Source organism: Pseudoramibacter alactolyticus ATCC 23263 (assembly GCF_000185505.1).
GTDB classification, from domain to species: domain Bacteria; phylum Bacillota; class Clostridia; order Eubacteriales; family Eubacteriaceae; genus Pseudoramibacter; species Pseudoramibacter alactolyticus.
On sequence record NZ_GL622359.1, the window covers coordinates 926,419 to 944,926 of the forward strand.

General features: G+C 48.4%; 19 protein-coding genes and 1 pseudogene. 5 read left to right on the forward strand and 15 right to left on the reverse strand.

Annotated features, from left to right (window positions below; translation table 11 throughout):
• Nucleotides 1-115: 115 nt before the first annotated feature.
• The 3 genes from HMPREF0721_RS04380 to HMPREF0721_RS12790 all read right to left on the reverse strand — a co-directional run bounded on the left by HMPREF0721_RS04380 (nucleotide 116) and on the right by HMPREF0721_RS12790 (nucleotide 1,721).
• The gene (locus HMPREF0721_RS04380; protein WP_083798139.1) at nucleotides 116-637 is read right to left on the reverse strand and encodes a triose-phosphate isomerase; all 522 of its coding nucleotides are present in this window, start codon (nucleotides 635-637) and stop codon (nucleotides 116-118) included.
• Nucleotides 638-1,248: 611 nt separating this feature from the next.
• Complete coding sequence (locus HMPREF0721_RS12785; RefSeq protein ID WP_006598375.1) at nucleotides 1,249-1,503, reverse strand: hypothetical protein; 255 nt, start codon at nucleotides 1,501-1,503, stop codon at nucleotides 1,249-1,251.
• Nucleotides 1,504-1,634: 131 nt separating this feature from the next.
• Nucleotides 1,635-1,721, reverse strand: coding sequence for a hypothetical protein (locus tag HMPREF0721_RS12790; RefSeq protein ID WP_423219053.1), 87 nt, complete (start codon nucleotides 1,719-1,721; stop codon nucleotides 1,635-1,637).
• Nucleotides 1,722-2,072: 351 nt separating this feature from the next.
• Here HMPREF0721_RS12790 and HMPREF0721_RS11470 point away from each other — a divergent pair.
• A pseudogene (locus HMPREF0721_RS11470) lies at nucleotides 2,073-3,009 on the forward strand (IS30 family transposase).
• Here HMPREF0721_RS11470 and HMPREF0721_RS12795 read toward each other — a convergent pair.
• The 12 genes from HMPREF0721_RS12795 to HMPREF0721_RS11755 all read right to left on the reverse strand — a co-directional run bounded on the left by HMPREF0721_RS12795 (nucleotide 2,986) and on the right by HMPREF0721_RS11755 (nucleotide 12,741).
• Nucleotides 2,986-3,117 (reverse strand): four-carbon acid sugar kinase family protein, encoded by a 132-nt coding sequence (locus tag HMPREF0721_RS12795; protein WP_156788695.1) that lies wholly within the window; start codon nucleotides 3,115-3,117, stop codon nucleotides 2,986-2,988. The pseudogene HMPREF0721_RS11470 and the gene HMPREF0721_RS12795 sit on opposite strands and share 24 nt — an antisense overlap.
• 270 nt (nucleotides 3,118-3,387) lie before the next feature.
• Entirely contained in the window at nucleotides 3,388-4,734 is a 1,347-nt protein-coding gene (locus tag HMPREF0721_RS04390) for a RuBisCO large subunit C-terminal-like domain-containing protein (protein WP_006598379.1), read from the reverse strand.
• 278 nt (nucleotides 4,735-5,012) lie between these two features.
• On the reverse strand, nucleotides 5,013-5,381 hold the full coding sequence (locus HMPREF0721_RS04395; RefSeq protein WP_006598380.1) for a DUF1667 domain-containing protein: 369 nt from the start codon (nucleotides 5,379-5,381) through the stop codon (nucleotides 5,013-5,015).
• A gap of 12 nt (nucleotides 5,382-5,393) precedes the next feature.
• Nucleotides 5,394-6,668: an NAD(P)/FAD-dependent oxidoreductase gene (locus HMPREF0721_RS04400; protein WP_006598381.1), complete on the reverse strand. Its 1,275-nt coding sequence runs from the start codon at nucleotides 6,666-6,668 to the stop codon at nucleotides 5,394-5,396.
• Nucleotides 6,649-8,154, reverse strand: a complete 1,506-nt coding sequence (locus HMPREF0721_RS04405; protein WP_006598382.1) for an NAD(P)/FAD-dependent oxidoreductase — start codon at nucleotides 8,152-8,154, stop codon at nucleotides 6,649-6,651. The genes HMPREF0721_RS04400 and HMPREF0721_RS04405 overlap by 20 nt, the downstream gene beginning before the upstream one ends.
• Nucleotides 8,155-8,268: 114 nt before the next feature.
• Nucleotides 8,269-9,810 carry an FGGY family carbohydrate kinase gene (locus HMPREF0721_RS04410; RefSeq protein WP_006598383.1) on the reverse strand — a complete coding sequence of 514 codons (1,542 nt, stop codon included), beginning with the start codon at nucleotides 9,808-9,810 and terminating at the stop codon, nucleotides 8,269-8,271.
• 63 nt (nucleotides 9,811-9,873) lie between these two features.
• The gene (locus HMPREF0721_RS04415) at nucleotides 9,874-10,713 is read right to left on the reverse strand and encodes an HAD family hydrolase (protein ID WP_006598384.1); all 840 of its coding nucleotides are present in this window, start codon (nucleotides 10,711-10,713) and stop codon (nucleotides 9,874-9,876) included.
• 19 nt (nucleotides 10,714-10,732) lie between these two features.
• Nucleotides 10,733-10,882 (reverse strand): hypothetical protein, encoded by a 150-nt coding sequence (locus HMPREF0721_RS11750; RefSeq protein WP_156788696.1) that lies wholly within the window; start codon nucleotides 10,880-10,882, stop codon nucleotides 10,733-10,735.
• Between the two features lies 1 nt (nucleotide 10,883).
• The gene (locus HMPREF0721_RS04420) at nucleotides 10,884-11,138 is read right to left on the reverse strand and encodes a hypothetical protein (protein WP_006598386.1); all 255 of its coding nucleotides are present in this window, start codon (nucleotides 11,136-11,138) and stop codon (nucleotides 10,884-10,886) included.
• 9 nt (nucleotides 11,139-11,147) lie between these two features.
• A complete protein-coding gene (locus tag HMPREF0721_RS04425; protein ID WP_006598387.1) occupies nucleotides 11,148-11,648 on the reverse strand; it encodes a serine hydrolase domain-containing protein in 501 nt (166 codons plus the stop codon).
• Nucleotides 11,649-11,687: 39 nt separating this feature from the next.
• Nucleotides 11,688-12,578 (reverse strand): sugar-binding domain-containing protein, encoded by an 891-nt coding sequence (locus HMPREF0721_RS04430; protein ID WP_083798141.1) that lies wholly within the window; start codon nucleotides 12,576-12,578, stop codon nucleotides 11,688-11,690.
• Entirely contained in the window at nucleotides 12,571-12,741 is a 171-nt protein-coding gene (locus tag HMPREF0721_RS11755; protein ID WP_006598389.1) for a sigma factor-like helix-turn-helix DNA-binding protein, read from the reverse strand. The genes HMPREF0721_RS04430 and HMPREF0721_RS11755 overlap by 8 nt, the downstream gene beginning before the upstream one ends.
• A gap of 308 nt (nucleotides 12,742-13,049) precedes the next feature.
• On the opposite strand from HMPREF0721_RS11755, the gene HMPREF0721_RS04435 reads away from it, so the two are divergent.
• Genes HMPREF0721_RS04435 through HMPREF0721_RS04450 form a run of 4 tightly spaced genes read left to right on the forward strand, consistent with a single transcriptional unit; the run spans nucleotide 13,050 to nucleotide 18,483 of the window.
• Entirely contained in the window at nucleotides 13,050-14,435 is a 1,386-nt protein-coding gene (locus tag HMPREF0721_RS04435; protein WP_006598391.1) for a sn-glycerol-1-phosphate dehydrogenase, read from the forward strand.
• A gap of 60 nt (nucleotides 14,436-14,495) precedes the next feature.
• Nucleotides 14,496-16,046 (forward strand): FGGY-family carbohydrate kinase, encoded by a 1,551-nt coding sequence (locus HMPREF0721_RS04440; RefSeq protein WP_006598392.1) that lies wholly within the window; start codon nucleotides 14,496-14,498, stop codon nucleotides 16,044-16,046.
• 34 nt (nucleotides 16,047-16,080) lie between these two features.
• Nucleotides 16,081-17,631 carry an FGGY-family carbohydrate kinase gene (locus HMPREF0721_RS04445; protein WP_006598393.1) on the forward strand — a complete coding sequence of 517 codons (1,551 nt, stop codon included), beginning with the start codon at nucleotides 16,081-16,083 and terminating at the stop codon, nucleotides 17,629-17,631.
• Nucleotides 17,632-17,661: 30 nt separating this feature from the next.
• Entirely contained in the window at nucleotides 17,662-18,483 is an 822-nt protein-coding gene (locus HMPREF0721_RS04450; protein ID WP_006598394.1) for a sugar phosphate isomerase/epimerase family protein, read from the forward strand.
• The last annotated feature ends 25 nt before the right edge of the window (nucleotides 18,484-18,508 follow it).

The window sequence follows — 18,508 nt, forward strand, 5'->3', positions numbered from 1 at the left end:
CTCTCTCTGTCCAATCGTCTACCCCGCGGGTCATCACCGCGTGATAGCAATCAGGAAAATGTCGACAACAATAGTAAAAACACTTTTCTCTGGACATGATGGTGCCCGCCTATCTTTACCTTTGAGGAATTCCAGCCTCTTCCAACGCAATCATAATAGCTTCAAAGGTATCCGACTGCCAGGCAGAGCGGCCGATAAATAGCCCATCGACATCCTGGCACTTTGCATATGGCACTGCATTGTTGATATTGACACTGCCGCCAAAGAGCAAGGGCACCGTCTGGCCTTTTTCTCCATAAAGATCTATTAAAACAGATCGCAAATAAATGTGGAGTTGATCCACCACCGGTGGTTCGGCCGGAATCCCCTCGACCCCAATGGCCCAGTAAGGCTCATAGGCCACCCAGATATGATCCAGATCCTCGGTTTTCACGCCGTGCAAAGCAATTTTTAATTGTCTTGCCAACACTTCCGCAGAGACGTCATAAGTCTTTTCCTGCATGCTATCGCCAATACAAATTAACGTCGTAAACTCATGGCGCAGTCCCGCCAGTACCTTTTGGTTGACCGTATAATCTGTTTCATTGAAATACTGTCGGCGTTCGCTGTGTCCAATTTCTAAAATATCAATACCGATTTTTAGTCAAAATACAATTCCAGCTTGAAACACCTTCTCTACAAATTCCCGCTACTGTATAGATGCCAATCGGCACTATAATTTTAATTTCATCGCTATTTTTCTTGGCCTGTTATATATTTAATTCTGTCATATGTTTTGCAATACAGGTATTAATGGTGTCAAAATTACCGGTCATCCCATCTTTTGTCACTACTATGTGCTTATCGGGAAAATCTCCCACAATAAGCACATCTTCGGCTGCTAATGGAACAGGTTCCGCAAGCAACTTTAATCCCAGTGTATGACATGCTTTACAAAATGCGGTCGTTATATCTCCTCCGCTGATATAAATACCTTATATTGAAGGTATACATTCGATTATTTTATGCGCTATTTCCGCTATAGAAAATTAATAATGTCGCTCACTTCATTCACTGTTTTATTCATTTTGTCTGCATAATTGTGATAAATTCAAATAACGATCAATATGGCCAACAACAATTTTGACGACACCATCAATTTCCTCCGATTTAGCTTCATCGCTTTCAATAAGCTTTTCAGTTTTGATATACACATTGAAAACCTGCTACGCAAGCCAGAAGTTTTCCCTCTGTGTTTTAGCAACTGAATTAACACTCCCTTGGATAATTAAGAACTAAGATTTTTTTATCCCTATTTGATTTTCTGGGCACGATCAATTTAGGTGCCAATGTTACTGTAAATGGCCCTGGATCAACAGAAATAAATTTAATTTTACTCAAAATAACCACTTCACTGATTGTATTAATATCTTTTTGTGTAATCGCATCGAAAATAATAATCCAATTTCTAGTATAGACCAAATGACTGATTTCATTCGACAACCATTTTTTGCCGCGATTCAAGTCTCTAGTGAATATAGACGCAACCGGATATTTTGTCTGCTGCTCAATTAATTTTTAAACTCTAGGATCTTGAATAGGAGTTTTCGGGTCTAAAGCGGCCTCTGTTTTATGCAAAATAACACCGCCGACAGTCATGATCCGCCAATAGTTACGCAACCCGATGCTGGTGTGAAAGGAACAACAATGGCCGTGTAATCATCTCCCAACGTATCTAACATAGCATCCGTCTCGGAGCCTAAATTTCCACGTAAAGTACTATCAATTCTCTTATTAAGAAACGCTAACTATTTGTTCTTAAATATTTTAATAATACTATAAACACGTTCATAGGCAGTGTCTTTATTAACTCCACGGCTACCATTGTAAATGTAAGACATTCTGTTGTTTTAAGTTTTTCGGCATCACCTTTTTTAAAATCTTGAATATACAATCTAAGTGCAACAAAAAATGATTCATAGTTTTCTGATAAAATAGTGTTTTCAAAGACATCTAAACATCAGGAGGAACTATAAAATCATTATAATCATTTTACACTAAAAGAACGCGAATCGCTTAAACATTTTCTTGACATAGGCAAGAATTAAATAGAAATTTCAATTTTATTAGGGAGAAACAAATCATCCATATCAAAAGAAATTAGAAGAAATAGCCAAAATAGTGAATACATTCCTTGTGAAGCTCACGCTATCATGCTATCTATAAAAAAAGACGCTTTTATTGTAGACCAAAAAAATTAGATAACCCAAATTTGTTTAATCGCGTAAAAGATTTGTTTTTGAATCATCAATGGTCTCCGGAGCAGATTTCTGCTCGATTGAAATTTGAAAATTCGAGATTTACTATTAGCTATAATACTATTTATCGAGAAATTTATAATGGTAAATTTGATGAAAAAGGATTGTCACATGGAAACCATGGAGCAATTCGCAAACTACGACATCGCGGTAAAAGTCGTCATACAAAGAATTCTGAAGAAAAGAGAGGTAAAATCCGGATTAGTAATTTAATCACCGGTAGACCGGAACCTGCAAATAATCGAGAACGGTTAGGTGATTGGGAAGCTGATACCGTCATGGGACAAACCGGTAAGGCGTGTTTAGTTATATTGACCGATCGAAAGAGTCGATATTTACTATGCAAGAAAATCACAAAAAAGCGTTCATCTTTAGTCAAACAAGCCATGCTTGAACTTTTAAACAATCAACCTTTAAGAACAATAACCCCAGATAGAGGAAAAGAATTTTCTAAACACGCAGAAATTAGACAAGCGTTGAATTTAGTAGCGTTTTATTTTCCATTTCCACATCATCCCATCCCTGGCAAAGAGGAACAAATGAAAACACCAATGGATTATTAAGAGAATATTTTCCAAAAGCTATGGACATTAATCAATCAGATAGCTATGTTGAAGCTAAAATGAAAGAAATAAATCTTAGACCTCGTAAATGTTTAAATTGGAAAACACCGTATGAGATGTATCATTCAGTTGAGTTGCATTTGACTTGATAATTTAAGATTTAAAATCGTAGACGTAGCATATCCTTGTTTTTTTAAGAGAACTCCCGTTGCGTTAGCGCCAGTCAAATCATCTGCAACAACTACACATTTAACCATCAAAAAGGCCCTCTTTCCTTAATCCATTATATCTAGAATATGTTTTTTAGGTATTGTATATTTTATCCGTAAATTACAATAACAAGTCGGATGCCTTTATTAATACTACAATCAAAAATTTAATAATATAAGAAATCCCCTTTTCCAGGTGCTGTCTGAAAAAAGGGATATCTCCGCAGTTATAATTTCGCGTCTGACTCTTTGTCGGTTTTTAATTTATTCCTCTATTCTTTCATTGTTTAGAGAATTCAAAACACAAAATCGATTCGATTATAAAGCATATAAATCTTTGCTATGACCGGCTCCATAAATACCCCACTTTTCGATAGCCACTTGCAGTTCTTTGGAACCATTTTGTGCAGCTTTATCTAATGGAATATCATTCATGCAAGCATCAATAGTTTCGCGGAAGGCCTTGGCACCAGCACGAGGTCCCATCGGATGTGCGTGGATACCAGCACCAACGCCTAAAAGAATATCATTGCCAGCATCTTCCATAAATTTAGGAACAAGACCAGGAACGACACCGCCACCAACAAAGGGTAACATGGGCTTAATATCATACATTTTAGCCTTTGCCGTGATCATGTTTTCGATATAATTGTCGAAGGTATTATCAAATTTTCCATATGGCGGTTGCGTCAGATAAATATCACACCCCATGATTCGACAAATTTTCGTGACAACCTTCGAACTCATTCCTTGATAAGGCGAGGACGTGAAAGCACCATTAAAGCAACTGTGACCCAAAATCGGCACAGTGATATCCGGATCTTCCGCCAACATTCTAACAGCAGTATAACCGACTCCGTGGACATCAACCATAACGCAGTTACCCCCATTTTCAATAACAGTCATAGCATTTGCTTTTAAACGAGAAGCTTCATCGGTGATATTGCAGGCATAGAGTGTTTTTTCGTGTTTAATGTCTTCTGCGCGATGCGCAGCATCCATATTCATTTTGACACGATCTGCCAACCTATTGAAGGAACGATTGCCGCCGATTAATTCGTCGTCTTTGATGATATCGACACCGCCAGCAGCAGCTTCAAAGAAAAGATTGGCACCAACATCCGGCGTATAACCAGTACAAGGCTTGATCATATTATTAAGAAGTGGTCTGTCGTAGGCATTAAGCATTTTCCGGATGCCTTTGAGACCGAATTTCGGACCCTGGAAATCTTTGATGAATTTTTCAGGAAAGTCAATATCAAGGAGCTTTAAATTTGGCATCGACATGATATTGCCACTGATACTACCGATAAGCAACGGTAAGTTATTTTCAATATTAGCTACGGGGAAACCGATGCGAACAACAAACCAACGATAACCATCAGGACCAATTGCATTAACTAAATCCGTTCTGTTTTCATAGGCAGGCACCTCATAAATACCAATAACTTTTGAGGCATATTTTGCACGAACTTCGTCTGTTTCGGCAGGAACATCAACCCAAGAACCAGTTGTCTGTTCAATCCCGATGCTGTTCATCTTGACAACGACATCTTCATCACGATGACAAGCGATTAAATAAGTGGCAACACAGAGATCGTTCATGTCACAACCTTCATAAATCGGGTTGAGCAATGTTCCATACATTCTGTTTTGTTGGATCATTTCTAATTTCCTCCTTTGCGGAATAATTACAATCCATTATTTGATGCTATTATTATAAAATAGGTCAATAATTCTTTCTAGATGGAAAATAATTTCAAGTTAGTCTACAAAGAATTTAATTCTCTCATGAAGTACCAGATGATTTAAATTATTCTTCAACGATCGCATATGCTCTTGTGGGAGAACCGCCGGCACCTCTAAGTTTCAATGGTACGGCACAGAATTTAAAAGTTTCGTATTTGGAGCCATACTAATTTGTTATTTAGCGCTTTTGGACATCATTTAGCATTAACATCGCGCGAAGCGATTAAATTAACATTTGTTCCACAAATATTCAAACAAATCACTGTACCGATGATCACCGGCGCATCAACTGAAATATTGCAGATGGCCTTCACACAATCAAAGATTTTATTCTTCGGAATCGCTTCCGCTGTACGCACCGGTAGCATCACAAGTTCCCCACCGTTGATACGGACGGTCGATGTCACCACACGTTTCGGCAGTGTGAATTCATCCTTTGCATAGCTTAAGCCGCGCTTGCATGTGTAACCTGTGACGTCTGTGATTTTCTTACCCTCATGCGTGACGGTGATCTGGCAACCCCGCGGGCAGCTCGTGCAAATGATTTTCGTTTGTTCGCTCATTTTTTCCTCCGCCTAGACTTCTTCCACCGAAACCGAAATACCCTTTTGACCCGCCGCGACGTATTTCGTCAGCAGCGGCACCATTTCCATCGAACCCGGCGCGATGATATCGCGTTTATACGATGCGAGGACGTCCCCCGCGTCGTTGGTCACAACGAGTTTGATGTGTTCTTTCGGTTCCCGCACACGCATGTACAACTTCACGACCTTTTCGTCTTCCGACGGTTTCGATGTGATCTGCTGCGGCACTACGTAAGTGATGTTATCGCCAGGCTTCACCGCGATAGCTTCGTCCAGAACATCGATTTCCCCCTTAACGTAACACGCCGCGCTACGCCCAGCCACCTGGGCTTCTGCCGAAACGTTATCCACCAGGTCGTGCACCTGCAGGACATTGCCGCAAGCGAAGATTCCCGGCACACTGGTCTGGCGGTTTTCGTCCACCACCGCGCCCTTGGTCACCGGGCTCATTGCAATGCCCGCGCCCTGGGACAATTCGTTTTCCGGAATCAGCCCTACCGAAAGCAGAAGCGTGTCGCAGGCCACAGTGATTTCCGTTTCCGGAATCGGCTGACGATTTTCGTCGACTTCCGCAATCGAGACCGCTTCGACCCGGTCCTTCCCGTGGATCTTCGTCACTGTGTGGTTCAGATACAGCGGAATACCAAAGTCGTCCAGGCACTGCACCTTATTTCGGATCAGGCCGGAAGAGAAGGGCATCACTTCAAGCACGCCCTTGACGTTGCAGCCTTCCAGGGTCATCCGGCGGGCCATGATCAGGCCGATGTCGCCGGAACCCAGAATGACAATTTCTTTCCCCGGCAAATAGCCGTTGATGTTGACGTAACGTTGGGCCGTGCCTGCCGTCATGACGCCAGCTACACGATCCCCCGGAATTGTAATGGATTCCCGGGTGCGTTCTCGGCAGCCCATCGCCAAAATCACCGCACCGGCTTCGACTTCGAAAAGCCCGTCTTCGCGATTTTCTGCCGTCACCACCTTGTCCGGTGTGATTTCAACGACCATCGTCCCGGTTTTAATGTCGATGTTCGGCTGTTTTTCAACTTCCTTGATAAAACGCGTCGCATATTCCGGACCGGAAAGTTCTTCTTTAAAATAGGTCAATCCGAAGCCATTGTGAATGCATTGTTCCAAAATGCCGCCCAAACGGTCACTACGTTCCAGGACCAAAATCCGGTCGACACCATTTTTGCTGGCTTCCAAGGCCGCCGCCAAACCCGCAGGGCCGCCGCCGATCACGACAATATCATAATTCAATTTTTTCATGATCGATGCCTCCTTCAAACAAGGATAAATCCTTCGTCTTGTCCAACAGAATATTGGAGCGTCCGCCGCGTTTCGTCACGTCGAGCGGGTCAATGCCCAGTTCTTCGTTAAGGATGTTGACCACCCGCGGTCCGCAAAAACCACCCTGGCATCTGCCCATCCCAGCGCGGGTTCTGCGCTTGATAGCGTCGATGTTGCGCGCCGGAATCAGCCGGCGAATCGCGTCGAGGATTTCACCCTTGCTGATGGTTTCGCAGCGGCAGATGATTTTGCCGTAGTCCGGATTCTGTTTGATGAGTTCACTGCGTTCTTCCTTCGAGAAATCCCGCAGGACAATCGGTTTCGGTCGGATCGGATTCCAATCCGGTTTTTCTTTGAGGATGAGTCCCGCGTAGCCGCTAACTTCGTGAACGATATCGTCCACCATGTCCGCCACGGCCGGCGCTGAAGACAACCCTGGCGACTGAATGCCCACCAGGTTGATCATCGTCGGCACGGATTTCGCGTGACCGATGATGAAATCTTCCGTACTGGACGCCGGACGCAGGCCCGCGAACGCCGTGATGACATCGCCGACACGCGGTAGTGCCGGGAACAACTTGTGGATATCTCTGGCGTAGATGTCGTCCAGGCCCTCCTGAGTCGTGGAGAAATCGGTCTTATCGTCAATTTCCACCGCGTTGGAGCCGCAGAGGAGGTTGCCTTCCGTCGTCGGGACGATGATCATCCCCTTGGAGACCGGTGTCGGCGGGGAATAGATACAGTGATTCACGTAGCCACCCCATTTTTTATCGTACAGGAAATATTCGCCCTTGCGCGGGTGGACGTAGAAATCAATGTCTTCCACCATCGCCGCGATCTTGTCGGAATACAGGCCCGCGCAGTTGATGACAATCCTCGACTCAAAGGTGCCGACTTCCGTGTCGACACGAGCGATCTTGCCGTTTGCTGTGTGGATATTCGTCACACCGGCGTTGAGCAAAACCTTGACGCCATTCATCGCCGCGTTTTCCGCCAAGGCCATCGTCCATTCAAACGGGTTGATGGTGCCGGTATTCGGGTCAAACAGGCCGAACTTGACATCCGGGTTGATGTTCGGTTCCAGCTGCATCATTTCGTCGTGATCGACGATACGCACACCTTCCAGCCCATTTTTCTTCGCATTGTCAACTTCTTCCTTCATCGTCTTCAGATGACTTTCTTCAAAGCCGGCAAATACGGAACCCGTGTGGCGGAAATCAACGTTTAATTCCTTGCAGAACTTGTCATAAACTTTTGTATCGGACTTCAGGCACATTTGACCCTTCAGCTTGCTGCCATCGACGTTATAGCCGCTGTGGATCATGGAAGAATTGGCCTTACTGGTGCCCATGCAAACGTCACTCTGTTTTTCCACCAAAGTGATGTCCAGATCGTACTGGGAGAGCTTTCTCGCCACGGCCGATCCGATGACGCCAGCGCCGATAATCAGAATATCGGTTTTCATGTTTCCCCTCTTCTCATGATTGAATGCTAACTTTTATCTTCATCTCTATTATAGTAGAGATATGATAATTATCTCTAGTAGGAAAATATTTTCCGTTTTAAGTGGCTTCACAAATCAGTCGTCGCCGTATTTTTTGCGGATTTCCTGCGTCCCTTCGCCCCAAACTTTCAGGGTGTTGATGCAGTTCATCCAGCCGGCATAAAGTTTTTCTTTCTGTGCTTCCGGCATTTCCGGTTTGAAGATCTTTTCCGATTCTCTGGCCTTCTTAATGTCGTCGAAGCTCGTCCAGAAATCCACCGCGAGGCCCGCCATAAAGGCCGCGCCCGCCGCCGTCATTTCGACACTCGTCGGACGGTCGACATCGATACCACAGATGTCCGCGTTAAACTGGGCGATCAAATCGTTCTTCGCCGCGCCGCCGTCGATCTTCAAAATCGTGATGGGTTTGCCCGTATCGCGCATTGTCGCGTCGACCATATCCCGGGTCTGATAACCGAGGGAATCCAGCGCCGCCAAGATGATATCGTTCTTGTCGATCCCGCGGGTCAAGCCGAAGAGTGCCCCTTTCGCGTTAGCATCCCAATACGGTGCACCGACCCCGGAGAACATCGGCAGGAAGTACGCCGTGCCCCTGGGCATTTTCGCCTTCTTCGCAAAGAATTCCGAATCCGACGTCCCTTCAAGGAAGCGCATTTCGTCCCGCAGATACTGAATCGTCGAACCGGAATTCATAACGACCCCTTCGAATAAGTAGGTAATCTTGCCGTCGATGCCCCAGGCGATACTAGTGAGCAAGCCGGATTCCGATTTTTTCGGTTCGTTGCCAATGATGGAGTCGAAAACGCCAGCGGTCCCGAACGTCATCTTGCAGTCGCCTTCTTCGAAGCAAGCCTGACCGAAAGTCGCAGCCATCTGATCGCCGAGAATCGCCGTGATCGGCAACGGTTTCTGAAACGTCGTCCCCATGTGGACTTCACCGAAGTTGCCCATGCTGTCGCAGACTTCCGGCATCATTTCCCGAGGAATATCGAATTTGTCCAGCAGTTCCTGGTCCCAGTCGAGGGTCTTGATGTTAAACAGCGCCGTACGGGATGCGTTACTGTAATCGGTCTTGTGAGCTTTCCCTCTGGTCAGGTTCCACAGAATCCAGCAGTCAATGTTGCCGTAATACAGTTCGCCCTGTTTCGCGCGGTATCTCGTCTCTTCGACATTGTCCAGGATCCATTTGACCTTGAGCGCGGAGAATTCCGGGTCACAGACGAGGCCGGTCTTTTCCTTGAGCACTTCTTCGTAGCCATCTGCACGCATGGCATTGTAGCCATCGACGATTTCTTGGCGATTGTCCCCCCAGACGATCGCGTTGTAAACCGGTACGCCCGTTTCCTTGTCCCAAACGACACAGGTTTCGCGCTGATTGGTGATGCCGACTGCGAGAATATCGTCGTCGTCCACGCCAGCCTGTTTTTTACATTTGTTGATGACTTCCGTCGTCGTCGCCCAGATTTCCTTCGGGTCCTGTTCAATCCAACCCGGATACGGGTAATACTGATTGAACTCGTTCTGCGCGATGCTGACCGGCATGCCATCGTGGTTGAAGAGGATCGCTCTTGCGCTGGTCGTACCTTCGTCAATCGTTAAAATGTACTTCTTTGCCATAATCGTACTCCTTTGCTCTCCATGAATATTGATGGTTTTATTTCTAAAAGCACCCCTCTGATGCTAATTAGACTTTTTGTAGGGCATCAATGCCCGATCCGGATCATCAAAATCCGCCAGCAAACTCTGGATGATTTTCAATTCCCCGTCATCCGTACAGCTAGCCGTTTCGTATCGGCAGATGGCCTTGACTATATCCCGGGCATTTGCGACCGCAACGCTGTATGCTGCCTGCTTTAACATCTCCACATCATTGAGATTGTCCCCCACGGCAAAGGTCTCTTCCAGCGCGATGCCAAAGCGCTTCTGAATGGCCGCAATCGTCGTTCCTTTCGACACCTGTTTGGACATGATGTCCATCACACGTTCACCGGAACAGGCGATGGACAGCTTTGGCGTCCATTTCGGTATGAAAGCGTCCGCCAACACTGCTTCGATGTGATCTCTGCGGTAGATCGTGAATTTGATGCACGGCTGTTTCAGTACGAGCAGATCCTCCACCATTTCGCAATCGAAATGATAAACGTCCCGCATGGCCTCAAAGCCTTCTTCGTCGCCCCGCTCAAAATAACAAATCTCCCCCGTGTCGTACATGCTAGCACAGCCGTCCAGCCGCCGCACGTCACGGACAACCCCCGCCACGTCCTCCGCCGCTATGGATTCCAACAAAATATTCTCGCCCCGATACGCTGCATAAGCGCCGTTTTCACACACAAATAAAATATCTTTCGTAACCGGTCCGAACACTTTTTCGAGATTCCCTTTCGGCCGGCCACTGCAAACACCGAATAACACCCCTCGATCCATCAACTCGCGCAGCGAATCGAAAAAGCAATCCGGCAGTTCCTGACCGTATTCCGGAAACAGTGTGCCGTCCACGTCCGTTAAAAATAATTTGATCATGTGTTTCTTTCCAGGCCGCTTAAAGCTGCGGCAAAATCGTTTCCCACACCAGATCCAGGATTTCCTGAACGTCGTGGTGCATGGCCTGCACCGCAATGACGACGTCGCGTTCCGGCAGCACGATGATAAACTGCCTTTCCCTGCCGTAGGCCCGGTAAGTGCCCGGCACGCTATTCATCCAGATGTAGTAGCCATAACCGCAGTGTTCGTCCGCCGCTTCCCCCCGTGGGATTGATCACATCGGAAGCCACATGGTTTTGTGTCGCTGCAACCACCCAATCTTCCGATAGATAACGATGCCGCTCAAAGGCATCCTTCCCGAGATAAATCTGCCCGAGCTTGATCATATCCTTGATATCCAGAAACAAGTCGCTCGCGGCGAAGGTGCGCCCCGACGGGTCCGTATCCCAACACGGTTTTGTCACGCCCAGGGGCTACCAAAACTTTTCGAACAAATAATCCTGAATGCTCATTCCCGTGATTTTTTCCAACATGCGACCCGCGACGTAGGGCGCAAGATTCCCGTAACAAAAATGCTCGCCAGGCTCGTAAATCATGGGGCAAGCAAAGGCGTAACGCAGCCATTCATTTTTCACGGCTTCTGACATCGCCTTATCCGTTTCGCTCCGCAGATATTTGCGCTCCGCCGCCATCATGTGGGCCGCGCCGTGTCCGGAGGTCATAGTCAAAAGATGTTCTAAGGTCACGTTCTGCCAACGCGGGTCGGTGTTTTCCGAAAACAAGCCTTCAAAGCAATCCGCCGGTTTGTCGGAAAGGTGCAAAAGCCCCGCGTCGACCGCCATGCCGATCCCCGTCACCGTGAAGGTCTTGGCGACGGAAAAGACGTTGTGAAGCACCGGCCCACCGATGTGTTCAAAGCCCAAGGTTTTGCCGTTCTGAACCACCATGACGGCGTCAATGTCTAACTGCCGCATTGTATTCTCATGAATGAAATTTTCTAATGTAAACACGATTTATTGGTCAAACTTTGTATAAACATTTTTCCTGAGATCCTTTTCCCGGTGGTGCAGCTCCAGAATCTTTTCCGCCAGCTGATTATCGACGATGAGGGTATCGATGAGGCCGCCCTTGAGGGCGCTGTAGGCCGTGTAGGCCTTTTCTACCCCGGAAGCCACGGTGATTTTCTGTTTGATATTTTTGAAAGCATCAAAATCCATCGACAGCGTCCGGTCGATAAGATCCGTCCGGCATTCCCGGCCTTCCGTGTCGAAGAAGTGCAGCGCGATATCACCGACGACGTGCTGCCGCTGAAGTTGTTTCAAATCGTCTGGACTCAGATAATCCGGCTTGGATAAAATAGAATTCAATTCCGGATAAAGCGAACCCATGCCCGCGATGGAAATATTGATTTTGTCGAACATCTCGTAAACTTTGGCAACGTTCTTTTCTTCCCGCAAAAGTTTCGCCAAAACTGGCGAACTGACCATCGCATTGGTCGGCAAGGAGTAGTTCTTGCCGCTGAAGGCCTTCGCGATGCGCCGGATCAACACCCGAACATCCCATCCGTTCACGTAATACGACAGACTGCCATGGAGCGTGACAAAGGTCGCGGGAATGCGTTGTGCCGGATTGAGGTAATTGATCATGTGGTAAATCGTGCTGCCCCAGGTGATGCCCAGTACATCGTCCTTCGTAATGATGCGCTGCAGGTAGCGCGCCGCTTCCAGCGCGACGAGCTTTTTGACAACTTCCCCATCGCCAGGATCATTGAGGGATTCTTCGCCAATGATTTGTCCATCGACCGCCGGCGCGATCACTACATCTGTGAGCCCGAAAATCTTTTTGAGATCCTTCTCTAGTTTTAAACATTCGACGTAAGGATCTCGTATGACAAATTCAATGATATTTTTTTCCCGGCCCTTTTTTTAGCAGGCGCGACACTGTCGTGACGGAAATACCCAGATCCTTCGCGATGCGTCTCTGGGACCTGCCGGAAAGGTAATACATATACGTAACTTTGATGATTAAAAAAGAAGATTGTTCGTACTTATCCAGTTCCTTTGCCATCAATAATCTCCTTTTCCCAAAAATTTATACAACTACTTGTTTATATTATGAACCGATTTTTACAATTTTCAAGATAGAAAAAAATTTCGACTCAAAAATTGAAAAAACAGAAATTTGAGGACAAAAATTTTCTATAGAAAATAATTTCCCAGTGGTAGGAAAATCGTTTTCTGTTGTATACTAAATATAAACGTTAACACAAGATTGTGTTTTTATTATCATATTTTTTAACGATCATTATAAATATAAATAAATACAACAACTTTTTTAAAAATAACCAAATACTTTAGAAAGAAGGTGCTTCGAACGTGAAGTTAAAAGACATGCCCATCAATGAGCTTATCACGGTTGATCACAACTGCAGCTGCGGGCGGCATCACCACATGGCCATTGATCACCTGGCAATCGGCAAAGGCACGGTGAACAAACTGCCGGAATTTTTGGCAGACCAAAAGCTGGCCGACGGCACGCCTCTCACCAAGAACGACAAGATCTGCGTTGTCGCCGATATTCACACTTGGCCGGTCGCCGGTGAACAAGTCTACAACCTCGTGAAAGCCAGCGGTTACCCCGTCACTTCTTACATTTTCCAACACGAAATCATGCACACCACCGAAGTGTTCATTGACGAACTCGAAAACGCCATGCCAAAGGATGTGTCTCTACCCCTTGCCGTGGGTTCCGGGACGATCAACGACTTAACGCGCATGGTCTCCTTCCACCGGAATATCCCTTATTACATCATCGGCACGGCTCCGTCAATGGACGGCTTTGCCACCGACGTCGCCCCGGCGACAATCAAGGGGCTCAAATGCAGCCTGCCGGCTCATTGTGCCAGCGGCATCATCGGCGATACGGATTTTCTCTCTACGGCGCCGGACAAAATGATCGCGGCCGGCATCGGGGACATCATTGCCAAGTACATCGCCATCAACGACTGGCGCCTGTCCTACCTCATCAACGACGAATACTACTGCGAAGAAGTCGCGGAACTGATGCTCAACTCCACCGACAAAGTCGCAAATAGCGTGAACGGCCTGGTGAACGGCGAATCCAACGCCTATCAGTATTTGATGGAATGCCTTGTGCTCATCGGTATCGCCATGGGCTACGTCAACAATTCCCGTCCGGGTTCCGGCGCGGAACACTCCATGGGCCACGTGCTGGAAATGAAGGCCGCCCTCAAGGGAGAATACGGCGAACTCCACGGCACTTCTGTCGGGATGGCGACCTGTGTAATGGCTGAAATGTACAAGAAATTCCTCACCCTGGACATCGACTACGACAAAGCCAGAGCCCACGCGGAACAATTCGACTACGACAGTTGGGCGGATGAAATCCGCCGAGTCTTTGGCACCAGCGCCGATCAAATCTTCAAGGTCTACGAAAAAAACCAGCAGTCCGATCCGGCAAACGTCAAGCGCCGCATCGACCGCATTGAAGCCAACGAAGACCAAATTCGTGCGATCATCACGGAAACCGTGAAAAAAGTGGAAAAAGCCCCAGAATACATCGACGCCATGCACGGCATGACCTCGCCGAAACAATACACCCTCTTCAGCGAAGACGAATTCCGCGACATTCTTTCCTACACGAAAGAACAACGCGACCGCTACGCCGGCCTGCAGTTCTTCTACGACCTTGGCGTCCTGGATGAACTGGTCGACTACATCATCGACAAATACTACGACTGATCATTTTAAATAACAATAAATAGTACACCATTTTGGAGAATATGGAGAAAGGAACTTTTTATGGCAAACTATTTTATGGGGATTGACGCCGGGACCGGCAGTGTCCGCGTCGCGATTTTTAACGATCAGGGCCGCATCATGGCATACGACGTCAAGGATTATCCGTCCTACTATCCGAAGAGTGGCTGGGCCGAACAGGATGACAGAGACTGGTGGAACGCGCTGACTGCGGCGATTCCGGCCTGTGTCGAAAAATCCGGTGTCAACCCGAACGATATCATCGGCATTTCCTGCGACGGGACCTGCTCGACAACCCTGTTCTTGGACGCCGACGGCAAATCAGTGCGCACGCCGATTCTCTGGATGGACGTCCGCGCGTCGGAAGAAGCCCAGGCCATCACGGAACTCGGCAAAGACTGCGACGCTATCAAATTCTACCGTTCCGGCGTCCCGGCAGAAAGCCTGATCCCGAAATGCATGTGGGTCAAGAAACACGAGCCGGAAAACTGGGCAAAAACCAAAACTATTTTTGAATTCACTGACTGGCTCCACTGGAAATTGTCCGGCGTCAAAACCGCGAATCGCTCTGTCGCCGCCTTCCGCTGGCTCTACGATGACAAAAACGACGGCTATCCGTTAGACCTCTACAAAGCCATCGGTCTCGAAGACATCACCGCCAAACTGCCGAAGGATGTCCTCAAAACCGGCACGCCCATCGGTAAAATCGATCCCGACATCGCCAAAGAACTCGGTCTTGGCCTCGACACGATGATCGTCGAAGGCGCCTTGGATGCCGTCTCCTGCATGGTGGGCATCGGCAGTGTCAAACCCAACGGGATGGCCCTCATCGGCGGCACTTCCAGCTGCCTATTTGGCCTTTCTATTGACGATTTCCACGAAGTTGGCGTCAACGGCACCTATCCGAACCTCCTCTACGACGGCACAAGCCTTGTCGAAGGTGGTCAGGCGTCCTCCGGCGGCATTTTGAACTGGTTCCGCCAGAACCTCGTGCCGAAAGCCTGGGAAGAACAAGCCAAAGAACGCAACATGGGCATCTACGACTTCATCGCACGACAAGCGGAAGACATTCCCATCGGCAGCGACGGGCTCATCATGATCGACTACTTCCAGGGCAACCGCGCTCCCTATTCCGACTCTGACGCCAGAGGCATGTTCTGGGGACTGTCCCTGGGGCACACGACGGCGCACATGGCCCGGGCCGTCATGGAAGGCGTGGCCTACGGCGCGAACCACTGCATCCTGTGCATGAAGGACGCTGGCTACGACGTCAATGAAATTTACGCCTGCGGTGGTCTCGCCGAAAGCGACATCTGGATGCAGATGCACGCGGACATCATCGGTGTACCGATGTACACGACCCAGGAAAGCCAGAGCGCCGGCTGTCTCGGCGACTGCATGATCGTCGCCGCCGGCTGTGGAATTTACAAGGATCTAAAAGAGGCCGCCGAAAACATGGTTAAAGTCGACAAGAAATTCATCCCGAACGAAGAAAATCACAAGACCTATCAATATTACATGGACAGCTACGTTGAAACCTGGCCGCTGATGCAGGATCTCGTGCACCGCATGGTCAAACACATTAATCAGTAACCATTGTTATTTATATAATTAAGGGGATAATAGCATGGCAAAATATTACATCGGTTTTGACGCAGGCACCCAGAGTGTCAAGGTCGTCATCTACAACTTGGACATGGAATGCATCGCGGAAGCGGGCTATCCGACGAAAATCGACTACCCACAGCCTGGCTGGGTACAAATGGACATCAATGGCTATCTCAAAGCTGTCAAACTCGGGATGCGCGACTGCGTCAACATCATGAAGGAAAAGGACGCAGACCCGAAGGACATCCGTTCTATTTTCGGCGACGGCATCATCTGTGGGATCGTCGGTATTGATGAAGAAGGGGACGCCATCACGCCGTACATCAACTACATGGATACCCGTACCCAGGAAGATGTCGACGCGATCAACGCCATGGGTCTTGACATCTGGGCCAAAGAAACCGGCAACGCCGTGGCGAACAGCATGTTCCCAGCGATGTTCGCACGCTGGTTCCTCAAAAACGACAAGGACTTCCAGGAACGCGGCGTGAAATTTATCCACAACGCGCCATACGTTCTGATGCACCTTGCGGGCAACAAGGCAGCAGACGCCGCCGAAGACTGGGGTGTCATCAGCGGCTGGGGCCTTGGCTACGACATCTACAAAAAAGAATGGTCCCCGGAACAGCTCCAGATTTTGGGCATCGATCAGGCTTACATGCCGAAGATCGTCAAACCTTGGGACATCATCGGCGGCCTGACAAAAGATATCGCAGAATTTACGGGCGTGCCGGAAGGCACACCGATCTGCGCAGGCGCTGGTGACACGATGCAGTCTATGATCGGCTGCGGCCTGACAGACATCGGCAAAGCTGCCGACGTCGCCGGGACGGCTTCCATGTTCTGCGTCTCCACCGACGGCATCAAACCGGAGCTGTCCACACCGGATTCCGGCCTGATCTTCAACAGCGGCACCCTGCCAGACACGTATTTTTACTGGGGATACATCTGGGGCGGTCTCGCGTTGCAATGGTTCCGCGACAAAATCACCAAACAAGTCAGCAACGGTGCTTACTACGACGTGATGTCCGACGAAGCCAGCAAGATGGCACCAGGAGCGGGCGGCGTGCTCTTCCTCCCCTATCTGACGGGCGGCGACGATGATTTGAGCAACGCGTTCGGCGGGTTCGTCAACGTGACAGCTGACACCAACCAGGCTACGTTGTGGCGTGCGGTGCTTGAAGCCATCGGCTACGAATACATGGGTGTCACGGATACCTACCGCACGGGCGGCGTTGATCTCTCGCAGATTACCGTGACAGAAGGCGGCAGCCGCAGTGATCTATGGAACCAGATCAAAGCCGATATGCTCGACAGCATGGTGACAACCCTGCAAAAATCAGGCGGCGCCGTCATGACCAATGTCGTCATTGCCGCTTACGCCGTTGGCGACATCACCGACCTCAAAGGTGCCTTTGACACATGGCTCGCTGTGAAGAAGGTTTATAAACCCAATCCGGAAAACACGGCCTACTACCGCAAGATTTACAACATGCGGACCAAACTCGTTCACGAAGAAATGCAATCGAGCTTCAATCTGCTCGAAAAAATCAGGAACGAAAAAATCTAACATTTTGGTTTTGGTTAGAGGGGAGAAATTATGATTCATTCTGTCGCTATTTCTGAAATGGTCGGCACCCATTATTTTTCACCGCTCAAAGGCGATTTTAAAACCTGCATCGACCAAGCCGCGCAAATCGGCTACGAAGGCGTTGAAATCCACGTGCGTAATCCATTTGCCGTGGATTTTAACGAACTGCACGATTACGCCCTGAGCAAAGGCGTGAGCATCACCTCCATCGGCACGGGCATGGCCTGCGGCTACGACGGACATTATTTCACCAATCCCGACGCCCTCGCCCGCAAAGAATGCCAGCGCGTTTTCAACGGATTTTTGGAAGGGGCAAAAATCTGCGACAACGCCATCGTCCTTTTCGGCCTGATGAAGGGCCCACTGCCTGACGACCGCCTGCGGGAACTGTACAAAGACATTTTGTTCGAATCACTGCAGCCCTGCGTTGAAACAGCGGACAAACTGGGCTGTGACATCACCATCGAAGCTATCAACCGCTTCATGGCCGCTTATTTGTGGTCCGTCGAAGAAACAATGGAATTCGTGGAACGCTTCGACTCGCCCCACGTCACGATTCATCTGGATACCTTCCACATGAACATCGAAGACAAGAGCATGCGCGACGCGATCATCCGCAGTAAAGACCGCCTCGGGTATTTCCACATGTCGGATTCCGATCGGTGCTATCCGGGTCACGGCCACATCGACTTCAAGGAAATCGTCGACACACTCTACGAAGTCGGCTTCTGCAAAGGCGACGACGTCTGGGCCTTCGAATACGAATCGATTCCGGACACTGTCACCTCGGCAAAACTCGGTCTCGACTGCATCAAAAGCTACGAGCACTGACACATGACGCATTGTAATGAGAAAA

Excerpts from the sequence above, each read along its gene's own strand:
- HMPREF0721_RS12790 (WP_423219053.1), bottom strand. The coding sequence starts at position 1,721 with ATGTTAGATACGTTGGGAGATGATTACACGGCCATTGTTGTTCCTTTC.
- HMPREF0721_RS12795 (WP_156788695.1), bottom strand. The coding sequence starts at position 3,117 with ATGGTTAAATGTGTAGTTGTTGCAGATGATTTGACTGGCGCTAACGCA.
- HMPREF0721_RS04390 (WP_006598379.1), bottom strand. The coding sequence starts at position 4,734 with ATGATCCAACAAAACAGAATGTATGGAACATTGCTCAACCCGATTTAT.
- HMPREF0721_RS04395 (WP_006598380.1), bottom strand. The coding sequence starts at position 5,381 with ATGAGCGAACAAACGAAAATCATTTGCACGAGCTGCCCGCGGGGTTGC.
- HMPREF0721_RS04400 (WP_006598381.1), bottom strand. The coding sequence starts at position 6,668 with ATGAAAAAATTGAATTATGATATTGTCGTGATCGGCGGCGGCCCTGCG.
- HMPREF0721_RS04405 (WP_006598382.1), bottom strand. The coding sequence starts at position 8,154 with ATGAAAACCGATATTCTGATTATCGGCGCTGGCGTCATCGGATCGGCC.
- HMPREF0721_RS04410 (WP_006598383.1), bottom strand. The coding sequence starts at position 9,810 with ATGGCAAAGAAGTACATTTTAACGATTGACGAAGGTACGACCAGCGCA.
- HMPREF0721_RS04415 (WP_006598384.1), bottom strand. The coding sequence starts at position 10,713 with ATGATCAAATTATTTTTAACGGACGTGGACGGCACACTGTTTCCGGAA.
- HMPREF0721_RS04425 (WP_006598387.1), bottom strand. The coding sequence starts at position 11,648 with ATGCGGCAGTTAGACATTGACGCCGTCATGGTGGTTCAGAACGGCAAA.
- HMPREF0721_RS11755 (WP_006598389.1), bottom strand. The coding sequence starts at position 12,741 with ATGGCAAAGGAACTGGATAAGTACGAACAATCTTCTTTTTTAATCATC.
- HMPREF0721_RS04440 (WP_006598392.1), top strand. The coding sequence starts at position 14,496 with ATGGCAAACTATTTTATGGGGATTGACGCCGGGACCGGCAGTGTCCGC.
- HMPREF0721_RS04445 (WP_006598393.1), top strand. The coding sequence starts at position 16,081 with ATGGCAAAATATTACATCGGTTTTGACGCAGGCACCCAGAGTGTCAAG.
- HMPREF0721_RS04450 (WP_006598394.1), top strand. The coding sequence starts at position 17,662 with ATGATTCATTCTGTCGCTATTTCTGAAATGGTCGGCACCCATTATTTT.